This window comes from Pseudomonas sp. 32_A (assembly GCF_017490905.1).
Taxonomy (GTDB): domain Bacteria; phylum Pseudomonadota; class Gammaproteobacteria; order Pseudomonadales; family Pseudomonadaceae; genus Aquipseudomonas; species Aquipseudomonas inefficax.
The window spans coordinates 1-12,920 of the sequence record NZ_JAFGYI010000020.1 but is presented as its reverse complement, the minus strand read 5'-3'; the positions used below and the strand labels follow the sequence as shown (position 1 = coordinate 12,920).

Sequence of the window (12,920 nt, the reverse complement as noted above, 5' to 3'; positions counted from 1 at the left end):
TCATCACAGGCCTGAACACTGTGGGGTCCTTGTGGGAGCGGGTTCACCCGCGAAGAGGCCGGCACAGGCAACCCGAGAACAACAACAAAAACATGGAGCACACCATGAGGCACAAACTCGCCTGCACATTGGCCCTGCTGTTCGCCGCCCCCATCACCCAGGCCTACGAGCTGTACAACCACGACGGCACCACCCTCAACGCCGACCTCGAAGCCCTGTTCGGCGCCTTCCACAGCGACGAAAGCTTCAACCTGGCCGGCAACCGCAAGCCCGGCAGTACCGCCTGGCAGGAAGGCTACGTCAAGTATGGCCTCAGCGGCAGCCAGGCCCTGGCCGACAGCGGTGCGCTCTACGGCGCCTTCAACCTGCTCAGTTCCGCCACCTGGGGCGACGGCGATGCCGCCGGCCTGACCCTGGGTGACGAGCGCCGCACCGCCATCGAAGACCTGTACCTGGGCTGGCGCTCGGCCAACCTGTTCCCGGCGCTGGGCGAAGACGGCGTGGACATTTCCGGCGGCCGCCAGGTGGTGACCCTGGGCGACGGCTTCCTGATCCAGGGCGACCCGGTGAACCTGGGCAAGGTCGACCTGGGCGCCAACTTCGACCGCGGCGGCGCCTACTACCTGGCCGCACGCAAGGCCTTCGACCGCACCGCCGTGCTGCGCCTTGGCGGCAAGCAAGGCTGGCGCAGCGACCTGATGTGGCTGAAGTCCGACAACCACTACCAGGCCGACACCTCACTGGCGGTGGCCAACCTGGAGCACGTCGCCGACGCCGGCACCGTCGGCCTGAGCTGGATCCGCGGCCTCGACGTGGACCACCGCTACGCGCAGATCATGGGCCTGGAACATCGCGACGGCATGGACACCGCCAGCCTGCGCGGGCGTGGCAACCTGGGGGTGAAAGACCTGGAGCTGGCCGCCGAGTACGTGACCCAGGACAAAACCGGCGGGCGGGAGAACGCCTGGTACCTGGAAGGCAACTGGACCTTCTCCGAACTGCCCTGGTCACCCACCGCTACCTACCGCTACAGCCGCTTTTCCGAAGACTTCGACCCGCTGTTCTATGGCCTGAGCCGTGGCTATGGCACCTGGTTCCAGGGTGAAGTGGCAGCCAACTATGCCGGGCCGTTCAACAGCAACAGCCAGGTGCACCACGTGGCACTGAAGGGCAAGCCACGGGACAACCTGACCGTCGGCGCGCTGTACTTCGACTTCGATACGCTGGACACCGACCAGGGCAACCTGGGCGGGCGGGAGCTGGACCTGTATGTGGAATGGATGGTCAACGACCACCTGCTGATCAGCCCGCTGGTAGGGTTCTACAAACCGGAACGCAGCGCAGCCAATGGTGGGACGCAGCTGGGTGGGCGGGATACCGGCACCTATATGCAGCTGATCGTCGGGACTTTCTTCTGATTCGAAATCCTGGGGCTGCTGCGCAGCCCATCGCGACACAAGGCCGCTCCCACAGGTACAGCGCTCCCATCAAGGTTTGTGCAGACCTGTGGGAGCGGCCTTGTGTCGCGAAAGGCCGCAAAGCGGCCCCGGCAATCTCAAACCAAGCCCTGCTCCAACAACCACCGCCGCACCATCATCTGCTGCTCCCCTGGCAGGCCTGACAACACTGCCTCGAGAGGTCGGCCGCTACGCAGCGCCCGCACCACCGGCGCCAGCTCCACCCCCTGCAAATGCCACACCCCCAACGGCTGATCCGCCGTCACCACCACCTCGGCCTCATCCACCAGCCCGTCACGCAACACCGGTCGCCGCTCGACCTTCACCGCGCTCCAGTCCGCCGCCACGTGCAATGCCTGCATGTCCGGCCAACCCTGCCGCCGCGCCCAGAACGGCTGCCCCACCCGCCCCTGTTCTTGCCCATAAAAATCCCGCCCGATCCGGGCAAAACGCAAAAACAGCTGTTCGATCCGCTGCTGGTGAAACTGCCGCGCCAACCCGGCCCGCTCGGGCCTGCGCAGCAAGGTATTGATCACCACCGGTGCCTGCAGCGCCGAAGACAACGACTGGAAGATCCCGTTACCCGATAGTGGGTCAACGGCCATCGCAGCATCGCCCACGCGTATCCAGTCCTGCCCGACGCACTCACCGGCCAGAATCGCGGTGCTGCTGCGCGCATGCACCTCTGCCGGCGCCAAGGCCCTGGCATCGAACAGCTCGGCCACCAGCACGCTGCCGGCTCGCCGCGCCGCACAGTAATCCGCCAAGCCGGCCTTGCCCGGCAGCCCGGCCGCGTCCAAGGTGACTTGCCAGTAGCAGCGGCCGTCTTCCAGGCGCGCCATCCACGCCCAGCCATCCGCCAGGCTCTCCACCGCCGACGCGGGCCCCCCGGGGGCGGCCTGCCAGGCATTCAGCAAGCTGACCGTCTCCGGCCCGCGCAGGCGGTCGGCGGCCAACGGGGCTTGGCGGCCTCGGGCTTCGACCAGGAAATCGGCCTGCAGTATCTGCCCGTCGTCCAGGCGAATACCATGACCGACTTCGCGAACCACCTCACGCACCCGTCCCTCGACCACGCTCACACCCGCGCACTGAAGGTCGTCGCGCAGCGCCCGGTCAAACCTTTGCCGATCCAGCAGAAACTCTTGGTTCAGGTGCAGTTGCTGGCCGTTCCAGTGCACTTGCCGAGTCGCCGGCATCGCCGCCTGGCGCAACGCCCCGCCAAGGCCGGCATGGCGCAGCCCGTCCAGCACCCGCTGCGAAACCCCTTCGACCGCCGCGAACCGGCGCCACTCGGACACCACCGTCACCGCATAACCCAGCCGCCGCAGGCCAATGGCCGTGGCCGCACCCGCAGGGCCTGCCCCCAACACCACAATGCGCGGTTCAGCCATGGCCGACACCTCGTCGCTCGGGGCCGGTAAACGCCGCGTGGTGGCGCAACCAGTCATGAACCTGCTGCTGGCCCATGCCCGGCTCGTCACGCAGCAACGCAGCGATCCTGCCACTCAGGGCCGCACAGCCCAGGCTCGCGCCCGCCCTGCCGCCCGCCCCCACATAACCACCAAAGTCCGCCTGCCGGGTACCCAGCCAGGACCACTGGCCAGGCGCACAGCGGGCGTCGCCTGTGACCCGTATCACCCCGGGGTAGCTGGCCGGATACACTGGCCCGCCCTGGGCCGGGCTGGAGGCGCACAACAGCACACCCGCAGCCAAAGCCTCGGCACAGGCCTGGTGCAGCACAGGCCGGTCCTGCTGCAGGCCAAGGCTGAGGTTGACCAGCGTGACCCCCGCCTCCACCAGCCACAGCAGCGCGGCCGCCACCTGCAAGGCACTGGTGCTGGCCTGGGCGCCGAAAACCTGGGCCAGCAGCACGGGCACCGGCCCGGCCTCCCGCTGCAAGCCGGCGAGCACCGCGCTACCGTGCCCAAGCTGGTCGGGCAGCATGTCACCTTCGCGCAATTGGCCGTCCTCCAGCCAGAAACGGCGCGCGCCCAGCAAGGCGCTGGCCTGCTCCGGCGTGCAACCACTGTCGATCACGCCAACACGCACGTCAGTGCCCATGCCTGATCACCTCCTCGGGCAGCACCTGCAACTGGCCAGCGTGCAACTGCAGGTGCAGGTCGGCATCGGCCAGGGTCGAAGCGCGATGGCTGATCAGGATGCGCGTGCGGCCGGCGAACAGCTGGTCGATGGCCGCGATCACTTCGCGCTCGGTGGCTTCGTCCACCGCCGAGGTGGCCTCGTCCAGCACCAGGATCGCCGGCGCCTGCAGCACCGCGCGGGCGATGGCAATGCGTTGTTTCTGCCCACCGGACAACTGCTGGCCACGCTCACCCAGCAGGCCGTCCAGGCCCAGCGGCAGGCTGTCGACCAGGCTGTCCAGCCGCGCCAGGCGCACCACCCGTTCCAGCTCCTCACGGCTGGCCTCGGGCACGCCGTAGGCCAGGTTCTGTGCCAGGGTGCCGCGGAACAGCACGATATCCTGGCTGACCACCGCAATGCGCCGGCGCAGCGCGGCCAGGTCCAGTTCGCGCAGGTCGATGCCGTCCAGCAGGATGCGCCCAGCGTCCGGGTCGTAGAAGCGCTGCAGCAGATCGATCAGGGTCGACTTGCCCACTCCCGAGGCACCGCTGATGGCCACCTTCAGGCCACCCGGCACGCACACCTGCACGTCGTTCAGCACCGCGCCCTGGCGCCCTTCATGGGCAAAACTCACCCCCTCGAGACGCAATTCGCCCGGGCCGTCGGGCACCGGCTGCGGGTTGGCTGCCGGGCGCACGGCCACGGCCTCCTGCTTCAGTTCCATCACCCGCCCCAGGCTCACCGCCATGCGCTGTACCGCCACGTACAAGCCCAGCAGGCTCTGCACCGGCCCTACTGCCATGCCCATGTAGGTGGAAAAGGCGATCAGCGCACCTAGTTGCCAAGTGCCCTGGATTACCCACCAACCGCCGACCAGGAACGCGCAAGCGCGGCACCAGGAGGTCAGCGTGCCGGGGATGGCCTGGGTGAAGAATTCGGTCACCTGCACCTTGAGCAGCTGGCGCATGTAGCCCTGGCCCAGCTGGTCCAGGCGCCCCGCCTCGCGGCCTTGCTGGCCGGCGGCCTGGATGAACTTCATCGCCGGCAGGGTTTCGACCAGGAATGACGACACATCTGCCGAGCGTTCGCGCAGGTTGCGTACTTCCCGCTCCACCTTGCGCCGCATCCAGCGCAGCCACAGCACTTCGATCGGTACCAACAGCGCCAGCAGCAGCGACAGTTGCCACGACAGCATCAGCATCAACACCACCGCGCCCACCAGGCCGATCACTGCCGACACCGCCGAAAACAGCGAATCCACGGCAAAGCGCTGGATTTCCGCCACATCGCCATCCAGCCGCGAAAGAATGTCGCCGATGCGCCGCCGCCCGTAGAACGTTGGCGACAATTGTTGCAGGTGGCGGTAAAGGTCATCGCGCAGGGCGAACAGGATGCGCCCCGACAGGCGCGTGTGCAGGTAGCGGTTGACCCCGGCCAGCACCGTGCCCAGCAGGCCTGCGCCGATCATGATCGCCGCCATGTGCCAGAGGGTCTGGTAATCCTTGGCCAGCAGCCCCTCGTCGATCAGCGTCTTGACCAGCCAGGGTTGCGCCAGCACCAGCAACGAGGCGCCCAGCGACAAGCCGAGCAACAGGCCGATGGCGCGTCGATGGGGGCGCACGAAACCATACAGCCAGGCCAACGCCTGGCGCATGAGTACAGGGTCGCTGGACTCCACCAGCCGGGCGAACAGGCCGCCCACGTCAGCCGCGCAACTGTTTGAGCTTGCGGTACAGCGTGGCCCGGCTGATACCCAGCGCCTCGGCTGCCGCGGACACGTTGCCCTGATGGCGCGCCAAGGCGCCACGGATCAGCTCCAGCTCGTTGTCCTTGAGGCTGCCGGAAGGCGCGGTGCCGCTGGCCAGTTCGTCCAGCAGGCAGTCGGTGAGGTGGTCGAGGGTCAGCACCTGCTCGCCATCCTCGCGCATGGCCAGCGCAGTGCGTACCACCATTTCCAGCTGGCGGATGTTGCCCGGCCAGTCGAAGCCTTCGAGCAACGCGGTCAGGGCCGGGTCCAAGGTCACGCCCCGGGCATCGGACTTGTCCAGCAGGCCCTGGATGATCGCCGCCAGGTCATCGCGCTCGCGCAGCGCCGGCAGACGCAGCGACACGCCGTTGACTCGGTAGTACAGGTCTTCACGGAAATGCTGTTCGTGTACCAGGCGCTTGAGGTCGCGGTGCGTGGCACAGATCAATGCCACGTCGATCTCCTGCTCTTCGCCTGCGCCCAATGGCGCTACGCGGCGCTCCTGCAATACCCGCAACAGGCGCGCCTGCAAGGCCAGCGGCATGTCGCCGATTTCATCGAGGAACAGCGTGCCGCCGTGGGCCTGCATCAGCCGGCCGACCATGCCGCCCCGGCGTGAACCGGTGAAAGCGCCCTCGCGGTAGCCGAACAGCTCGGACTCGATCAGCCCTTCAGGGATGGCCGCGCAGTTGACCGCCACAAACGGTTTTTCAGCACGCGGGCTGGCCTGGTGCAGGGCCCGGGCGACCACTTCCTTGCCGGTACCGGTCTCACCCAGCAGCAATACCGGCAAGCCATTACCCAGCCCCTGGCGGGCCATACGCAGATTGCGCGCCAGGCGCGGGTCGCCCCCGGCCAGCGCATCGAGTGCAGGCGACTGCTTGCTCAGCGTCGGCTTACTGACCGGCGTGCTGCCATTGACCCGGCCATGGCGTGGCAGCTGCAAGGCGCGGAAGTAGAACTCGCCCTTGGCGGTCTGCACACTGCTCACCCCGCCCTGCCACAGGCGGGCTATGAAGGCCGGCGAACGTTCGCCCAGCAAGTCGCTGCTGCGCCGGCCCAACAGTTCATGGCGGGGGACCTGCAACAGCTGGCAGGCACTGTCGTTGGCAGCCAGCACTTCACCGTCCAGGCTCAGCGCCAGCAGGCCATGCCAGGCGCTGTTTAGGTATTGCGGGCGGCTGTGGAAAGCCAGCACCAATTGCTCCGGGTGGCACAGGCCGAACATGCGGCTTTCGATGTTGCCGGCCGCCAGCATCAGCGTCGACAGGCTGTCCTGTGGTTGCGCCATCACCCCTTCACGGGTGATGTCGAGCACGCCGATCACCTCGCCGCGCGGGTCGCGCAGGGGTACCGAAGTGCAGGAGAACGGGCTGAGGCGGTCGAGGTAATGTTCGCCGCAGTTGATCAAGGTCGGCCGGCCATCCACCACTGCCGTTCCGATGGCGTTGGTGCCACGCAATGACTCGCTCCAGCAACTGCCTGGGTGCAGGTCGCGCAGGCCTTCGCGTTGCAGCACGTGCTTCTGCCCTTCGATGGCCAGCACGTTGGCCTGGGCATCGCCGAGGATGACGATGCCGGCCTTGCCCTGGCGCGCGACCAGGTAGTCCAGTTCCGGGGTAACGGCGTCGACCAAGAGCCGGTTGCGCTCCAGCAGCATGCGCAGGTCGTGGCCCTGTTCCAGGCCCAGGCCGACTTGTTCGCCCTGCAGGCAGTCCAGGCCATGGCCCAGGCTGCGGCGCCAGGAGGCGTCGATCTCGTCGCGCAGCATGCCCAGCGGCAGCTCGCCTTCACTGGCCAGCTTGAGGCGGGCCTGGCGGGATTCGTGCAGCGGGTCGTGGGCGTTTGTTATTAGTTGTCGCGCCATTTTCTACTCCGGCTGTGCCCCGCAAGATGGCGGGGAACGGGCTTGGGAATTTTCCGCAGTGTGCGGGAGAAATCCCTGGCCGTCATCAGGCTGCGGTAGAAGGTGGCATATGGTGACGTTTACGTAAAGGGACACGCAGGAGCACCGCCTTGCCCAAGGTTTGAAAGCTTGCGCGAGCTTTGTGGGAGCGGGCATGCCCGCGAACACCGGCAAAGCCGGTGCCATCCACCGCGTCGTCTGCTTCGCGGGCGCGCCCGCTCCCACAGGGACGGCGCGGGCTTTGAGTTGGCGCTGAACCTGTGGGAGCGGGTTCACCCGCGAAGAGGCCCTCAAGGTCAATCACGGCTGCAGCTTGATTTCAACAAAGCCCAGGCGCCCGCCAGACACTCGGCTCCGGCCCATTCGCGGGTAAACCCGCTCCCACAGGGACGGCATCGCACTTGAGATCACGCGGTACCTGTGGGAGCGGGCATGCCCGCGAACACCGGCAAAGCCGGTGCCATCCACCGCGTCGTCTGTTTCGCGGGCGCGCCCGCTCCCACAGGGACGGCGCGGGCTTCGAGTTGACGCCGAACCTGTGGGAGCGGGTTCACCCGCGAAGAGGCCATCGAAGCCAATCACTGCTGCTCATTCTGGCTCAGGTACTTGTCCACCGTAGCCTGCCCCTCCCCCGCATCCCCCGCCACCTGCCACAGCCGCCGTTCAATCCCCTGCGCCAGCAAATGTCCCACCGCCGCTTCTATCGCCGACAGCACGCACAGCTGCGCCGGCTCATTGGTGGTGTACCCCACCTCAGCCTCGAGCAGCTTCTTGAACTCGATGAACTTGAACACCCCGGCGCTGCGGCCGACCGAGTAGATGGTCTTGCTGGTCATCACGTTGGCCAGCACCTGCCCGGTACGCACGTCCACCGCGCGCAGGTTCACGGTCACCTGGTCGACCCGGTACTCGCGGGAGATGTCGATACCCAGGTACCGGGCGCCTTCCCCACCGCTGCGCACGTTGGTGTCGTAGGCGATGATGCCGCCCTCCAGCATCAGGTTGGCGGCCTGCAGCGGCGGCAGCTCGCCCATGATGTTTTCCGGTACATCAGGCTTTTTCTGCGAAGCACGGATGATCTTGCGCTCGGTCAGCAGGTTCTGCAGGCCTTCACGCTCCAGTACCACGAACCAGCCACTGGCGTTCAGGGCGTCCATCAGCATGCTGGCCGCGCCCTGGGTGACGCTGGTGGAGAACGAGCTGGCCGGGGTCGGCTTGTACTGCCCGGTCTGGTCGCGGAAGCCGTACACCACCGCCATCAACCGGCCCTTGGGCCGTGGCATGTTGATCAGGTCGTAGTAGGTCGAGGCCCGGGGGGTCAGGGTCGGGGTTTCCGAGTCCTGTTCGGCGGGCATCGGTTCGCGCAGGCCACAACCGTGCAGACCCAGGGCGGTGAGGATCAGCAGCGTGCTCAGCAGACGTTTCATGGTGTTCTCTCCCCAACAAATAGCCTTGCCCCCTCAAGGGTTCAGGCCGCTGACCTCAATGATCGAAATTTCTCCTGTGGCGCGATCGGTGACCTTGATACTCAAGGCCCCGGAATCGTCGATGACGTCGATGAGAAACGCATCGGTCGCCATGCTGCCGGTGTTGCCGTTGCTGATGTTGTCCAGCAACTGCGACAACATCCGCGACTCCAGCTGGTTGCTGAAGCGCTCCAGGGCCGTGGTGCCGGCAAAGGCCGAGGAGCGGTCCTTGAGGTCGGGGTCGTCGTGATCGTTCTGCGCCTGCGCGTTGTTCAGCAACCAGGTGCCATTGAGCGGGTTGCCGCCAAAGGCCGGGTTGACCGGGGTGTACACCAGCTCGGTGGCCTGGGCGGCACACGCGCTGGCCAACAGGCAGGCGGCGATGCAACGGGGTATGTGGTGCTTCATAGCTCGTCCCTCTCCAGATCGGTGGTGTCCTGCAGCAGGCGTTGCAACTTGCGCTGGATGATTTGCTGCTTGACCAGGTCGGCTGCTGCAACGGCCTCGTCCTTGAGCTCGGTGGTGTTCGGCGGCAGGAAGCGGCGGTACACCACCTCACGCTCGAACTCCACGGTGACCAGGCTGCCCCAGCGGGCATCCGGGCGTTCGCGCACCACCAGGTTGAAATCCAGCCGGCTGGTGGCGCGCAGGCGGTCGGCGAAGTAGTAGTAAAAGTCGTGGCCGATGTGCGAGATGGTGTTGTCGACGATGAAGCCTTGCATCTCGTCCTCGTCCCCGGCCCTGGCCGAGGTGGCCAGCACTGCCACCAGCAGCAGGCCCAGGCACAACGCGGCCAGGCGGCTCATGGCGTGTCCCCCGGGCCGGCATGGGTCTGCACGCCACCGGCACTTTCGGTAAAGGCCTGCTCGGCGACGAACTGCCAGTCGCTGTAGTGTTCCAGCCCGTCGAAACCGCTCCATTCGGCGCTGAAACCACTGCGCTTGAACGGGGTGGCGTCCGAGCGGCTGTGCACGCCGGTGATGCGGCCATCGATCGAGCGCAGCAGGCCCCAATCGTCGCTGTTGGTGATGGGGTCGGGGTACAGCCGGCGAATGTGCCGCCTGGCCTGCGGGAAGCGGTTGTCCTGCAGCAGGTCGGCCAGTTCCTGCGGGTACTGGGCCAACCCCGGCGAGGCGCGGTAGTAGCTGCGCAGGGCCTGGGCATACTGGCTGCCTACCCACAACAGCTGGCGTTCGCGGTCACGCTGGGCAGCACTGGCCCAGAGCGTGCCGGTGGCGGCCAGGGCCACGCTGCTGACCGCAATCAGCAGCAGTACGCCCAGGTAGGTGAAGCCGGCGTCGGCCTTACCATTCCGCGAACAGGCTGCCATCGCGCGCCCTCCCTGTGGCACCGCTCTTGATATCGGCCACGCCGCCGGCCACGCCTTCGGGCGGTGGCACCAGCTGCCAGGCATCGCTGCGCTCGGTGATCGGGTCCACCGGGGTGTTGCGCAGGTAACGCTGTTCCACCAGTTGCTCCAGCGAGTCCGGGTAGTGACCGGTGTCGCCGTAGTAGTGGTCCAGCGCCTCGCGCAGCACCGCCAGGCTCTGGCGCAGGGTGGCTTCGCGGGAGCTTTCCAGGCTGTTGAAGTAGCGCGGCATGGCTATGGTCATCAGCGTGGCGATGATCGCCAGCACCACCAGCAGTTCGATCAGGGTGAAGCCTTTGCTGCGTTTCATGGCTGTCACCATTGCCCGTAGGGGATGTTGTTCAGGCCTTTGCCGCGGGCCTTGGAATACACGTCGAACACGTCTTCGCCTTCGCGCGGGTTGTCGGGGCTGCTGTCATAGGCGCGCAGCCCCCACCCGCCTTCGTCCTCCCCCTTGGCGGCCACCAGCGGGTCGTGCGGGATGCGCCGCAGGAAGTAGAACTTGGCGCCCTTGGCGCTGCGCACATCGCGCACCCCGTCGACCAGCACCTGCAGGTTCGGCGGGTAGCCACTGGCGTCCAGGCGCTTCTCGATGTAGCCGGCATCAAACGCCCGCTTGTAGGCGTCGATGGCGTCGCGGATCTGGTACAGCGCCTCGCGCAGTTGCTGTTCCTTGCCGCGGCGCACCACGGTTTCGGTCAGCGGCGCGGCCATGCTGGCAAGCAGCCCGAGCAGTGCCAGGGTCAGCACCACCTCGATCAGGCTGAAGCCCTGCATGCGGCGCTGCGCGATCATGGCCGCGGGCTCCCTTTGGCCGGGGCGATCGCCATCTGGCTTTCCACCACCGGGGCATCGGTGGCCGGGGCATTGCCAGGCACATCCGCCGGCGGCAACGGCGCCATCTGCCGCACCTGCATGGCCGACTCGGTGCCGGTGGCGAACTCCATGTCCGACGGGCTCTGGTACGGCAGGTTGCGCACGATGCGCGGGGTGATCGCCAGCACCAGCTCCGACTTGCTCATGTCGTCCTTGTTGCTGCCGAACAGCCGGCCCAGGCCAGGGATGTCGCCAAGGCCAGGGATCTTGTTGCCGCTGGCGTTATGGTCGTTGCGCACCAGGCCGGCCAGCACCTGGGTTTCGCCATCGTGCAGGCGCAGGGTGGTCTGGGCGTTGCGGGTGTCGACCTGGACCGGAATGGTGCCCTGGCGGGTGGCTTCCAGCGGGGTGGCGTTGCTCACCTCCAGGGCTACCTTGATCGCCACTTCGTTGTTCAGGTGCACGGTGGGCTGCACCTCAAGCTTCAGGCCCACGTCCAGGTAGGTGACGCTTTCGGTGATCACCGGGCCCTGGGTGGACGGCACCGAAGTGGCGCTGATGATCGGTACCCGCTGGCCGATGTGGATGCGCGCCTGCTCGCGGTTGCTGACGCGGATCACCGGGCTGGCCAGGGTATTGATGTCCTTGTCCTGGGCGTTGATCTTGGCCTGCGGTGCCGGCGCGATGCTGATGCGGCTGGAGTCGATGCCCTTGAGCTGGTCGAGCACGCTTACCGGCTGGCCGTCGGAGCTCAGCACGCCGAAGGTGTTGGGCCATTGCAGGCCGAGGTCGAGGATGCGCGAAGTGGCCACTTCCATCACCTCCACTTCCAGCACCACCTCGGGGTTGGACTGGTCCTGCGACTGCAGCAGCTTCTCGGCCATGCGCACGGCATCGGGGGTGTCGCGCATGGTCAGGGTGTTGAGGCGTTCGTCGACGAACACGTCGCGGGTCTTGAGCATGGTCTTGACCATGTTCAGCGCGGTGTTGGAGTCGATGCTGGTCAGGTAGAAGGTACGCATGACCAGTTCCTGGTAGTCCTTGGTCTTCTGCGGCGAGTCGGGGTAGATCATCAGGGTGTTTTCATTGACGATCTTCTGCCGCAGCTGGTTCTGTTCCAGCAGCAGCGCCACGGCGTCCTCGATACGCAACTCGCGCACGAAGATGGTGGCCTTCATGTCCGGGCGCATGTCCTTGTCGAAGATGAAGTTGATGCCGGCGACCTGGGACAGCACCTCGAAGATGGTCTTGAGGTTGGCATCGCGAAACTCCAGGGTCACCGGTCGCTCCAGTTTGCTGCGCAGCTGCGGGAACGGTTGCGCGGTGCGCGCCTGGACGTTCTCGATGTCGCTGCGCAGGGCAATGCCCTTCTGGTTCTGCGGGTCCAGGCGCAGCACTTCGCGCATGTAGCGCTCGGCACCGAACAAATCACCCTGGCGCAGCGCTGCCTGGCCCAGTGCCACGCGCTCGTCGAGGGTGCGGATCAGCTCCAGCTGGCGAATGCCTTCCTGGGCGCGGCGGTTGTTCGGCTCCAGGGTCAGCACCCGGCCATAGCCCATGCGGGCGCCGGCGAAGTCATGGCGTATGCGGTCGGCGTCGGCCTGGGTCAGCAGCGCCTCGACCGCGGCCTGGCGGCTGTGGGCCAGGGCGATGTTCAGCTCGGTGTCACGCGGGTCCTCGCGCAGGGCTTCCTCCAGGCTGGCAATGCCGGCTTCGTACTGGCCCTCCTTCATCAACTGTTCGCTGTCCTTGCGTACCGCGCTGGAGCCGCATCCGGCAATGGCCACGCACAGCGCCACAAGCAGGAACGGAGCCGGTTTGCACAGCTTTGACGACTTCATGGTGCGCTCCCTACAGACAAAGTCTGCGACTGATGCAAAGGCAGGTAGACCAGGTGCAGTTCGCTGGCCGATACCCGCTCGAGGCGGTAGGTGTCTTCGATCACGTCGCCCTGGCGCACGACGTAGAGTTTTTCGCCGCTCTGCAGGAAGATCTGCAGGTCGTCGCGCTCGCCCATGCGGCCAATGAACTGGAATGGCAGGGCCGGGGCGGTCGGGGCTGAGGGGGCGACCGGGGC

The 12,920-nt window shown here is 66.6% G+C and carries 12 protein-coding genes and 1 pseudogene; 1 reads left to right on the top strand and 12 read right to left on the bottom strand.

Annotated features, from left to right (window positions below; genetic code table 11):
* The first annotated feature begins 104 nt into the window (after positions 1 to 104).
* Complete coding sequence (locus J5M58_RS14205; RefSeq protein ID WP_112252511.1) at positions 105 to 1,418, top strand: hypothetical protein; 1,314 nt, start codon at positions 105 to 107, stop codon at positions 1,416 to 1,418.
* 137 nt (positions 1,419 to 1,555) lie between these two features.
* Here J5M58_RS14205 and J5M58_RS14200 read toward each other — a convergent pair whose 3' ends face one another.
* The 12 genes and pseudogenes from J5M58_RS14200 to J5M58_RS14145 form a co-directional block, all read right to left on the bottom strand.
* Positions 1,556 to 2,848 (bottom strand): NAD(P)/FAD-dependent oxidoreductase, encoded by a 1,293-nt coding sequence (locus J5M58_RS14200; protein ID WP_112252512.1) that lies wholly within the window; start codon positions 2,846 to 2,848, stop codon positions 1,556 to 1,558.
* Entirely contained in the window at positions 2,841 to 3,518 is a 678-nt protein-coding gene (locus tag J5M58_RS14195) for a hypothetical protein (protein ID WP_061552597.1), read from the bottom strand. The genes J5M58_RS14200 and J5M58_RS14195 overlap by 8 nt, the downstream gene beginning before the upstream one ends.
* On the bottom strand, positions 3,508 to 5,241 hold the full coding sequence (locus J5M58_RS14190; RefSeq protein ID WP_207878492.1) for an ABC transporter ATP-binding protein: 1,734 nt from the start codon (positions 5,239 to 5,241) through the stop codon (positions 3,508 to 3,510). The genes J5M58_RS14195 and J5M58_RS14190 overlap by 11 nt, the downstream gene beginning before the upstream one ends.
* A 1-nt stretch (position 5,242) precedes the next feature.
* Positions 5,243 to 7,153, bottom strand: coding sequence for a sigma-54-dependent Fis family transcriptional regulator (locus J5M58_RS14185; protein ID WP_207878490.1), 1,911 nt, complete (start codon positions 7,151 to 7,153; stop codon positions 5,243 to 5,245).
* Positions 7,154 to 7,770: 617 nt separating this feature from the next.
* Complete coding sequence (locus tag J5M58_RS14180) at positions 7,771 to 8,619, bottom strand: CsgG/HfaB family protein (protein WP_133972124.1); 849 nt, start codon at positions 8,617 to 8,619, stop codon at positions 7,771 to 7,773.
* 33 nt (positions 8,620 to 8,652) lie between these two features.
* Positions 8,653 to 9,066, bottom strand: coding sequence for a curli assembly protein CsgF (locus J5M58_RS14175; protein WP_038409720.1), 414 nt, complete (start codon positions 9,064 to 9,066; stop codon positions 8,653 to 8,655).
* Entirely contained in the window at positions 9,063 to 9,464 is a 402-nt protein-coding gene (gene csgE / locus J5M58_RS14170; protein ID WP_013972855.1) for a curli production assembly/transport protein CsgE, read from the bottom strand. The genes J5M58_RS14175 and csgE overlap by 4 nt, the downstream gene beginning before the upstream one ends.
* Positions 9,461 to 9,988, bottom strand: coding sequence for a type II secretion system protein (locus tag J5M58_RS14165; protein ID WP_013972856.1), 528 nt, complete (start codon positions 9,986 to 9,988; stop codon positions 9,461 to 9,463). The genes csgE and J5M58_RS14165 overlap by 4 nt, the downstream gene beginning before the upstream one ends.
* On the bottom strand, positions 9,963 to 10,337 hold the full coding sequence (locus J5M58_RS14160) for a type II secretion system protein (protein ID WP_013972857.1): 375 nt from the start codon (positions 10,335 to 10,337) through the stop codon (positions 9,963 to 9,965). Before J5M58_RS14160 ends, J5M58_RS14165 begins: the two co-directional genes overlap by 26 nt.
* A gap of 5 nt (positions 10,338 to 10,342) precedes the next feature.
* Positions 10,343 to 10,822 carry a type II secretion system protein gene (locus J5M58_RS14155; RefSeq protein ID WP_015270589.1) on the bottom strand — a complete coding sequence of 160 codons (480 nt, stop codon included), beginning with the start codon at positions 10,820 to 10,822 and terminating at the stop codon, positions 10,343 to 10,345.
* The gene (locus J5M58_RS14150; protein WP_112254031.1) at positions 10,819 to 12,684 is read right to left on the bottom strand and encodes a secretin N-terminal domain-containing protein; all 1,866 of its coding nucleotides are present in this window, start codon (positions 12,682 to 12,684) and stop codon (positions 10,819 to 10,821) included. Before J5M58_RS14150 ends, J5M58_RS14155 begins: the two co-directional genes overlap by 4 nt.
* Positions 12,681 to 12,920: pseudogene (locus J5M58_RS14145) on the bottom strand (hypothetical protein); the annotation flags it as partial. The gene J5M58_RS14150 and the pseudogene J5M58_RS14145, both read right to left, overlap by 4 nt.

Coding starts and splice junctions, on each gene's coding strand:
- J5M58_RS14180 (WP_133972124.1), bottom strand. CDS start 8,619: ATGAAACGTCTGCTGAGCACGCTGCTGATCCTCACCGCCCTGGGTCTG.
- J5M58_RS14185 (WP_207878490.1), bottom strand. CDS start 7,153: ATGGCGCGACAACTAATAACAAACGCCCACGACCCGCTGCACGAATCC.
- csgE (WP_013972855.1), bottom strand. CDS start 9,464: ATGAGCCGCCTGGCCGCGTTGTGCCTGGGCCTGCTGCTGGTGGCAGTG.
- J5M58_RS14175 (WP_038409720.1), bottom strand. CDS start 9,066: ATGAAGCACCACATACCCCGTTGCATCGCCGCCTGCCTGTTGGCCAGC.
- J5M58_RS14150 (WP_112254031.1), bottom strand. CDS start 12,684: ATGAAGTCGTCAAAGCTGTGCAAACCGGCTCCGTTCCTGCTTGTGGCG.
- J5M58_RS14195 (WP_061552597.1), bottom strand. CDS start 3,518: ATGGGCACTGACGTGCGTGTTGGCGTGATCGACAGTGGTTGCACGCCG.
- J5M58_RS14205 (WP_112252511.1), top strand. CDS start 105: ATGAGGCACAAACTCGCCTGCACATTGGCCCTGCTGTTCGCCGCCCCC.
- J5M58_RS14200 (WP_112252512.1), bottom strand. CDS start 2,848: ATGGCTGAACCGCGCATTGTGGTGTTGGGGGCAGGCCCTGCGGGTGCG.
- J5M58_RS14155 (WP_015270589.1), bottom strand. CDS start 10,822: ATGATCGCGCAGCGCCGCATGCAGGGCTTCAGCCTGATCGAGGTGGTG.
- J5M58_RS14160 (WP_013972857.1), bottom strand. CDS start 10,337: ATGAAACGCAGCAAAGGCTTCACCCTGATCGAACTGCTGGTGGTGCTG.
- J5M58_RS14165 (WP_013972856.1), bottom strand. CDS start 9,988: ATGGCAGCCTGTTCGCGGAATGGTAAGGCCGACGCCGGCTTCACCTAC.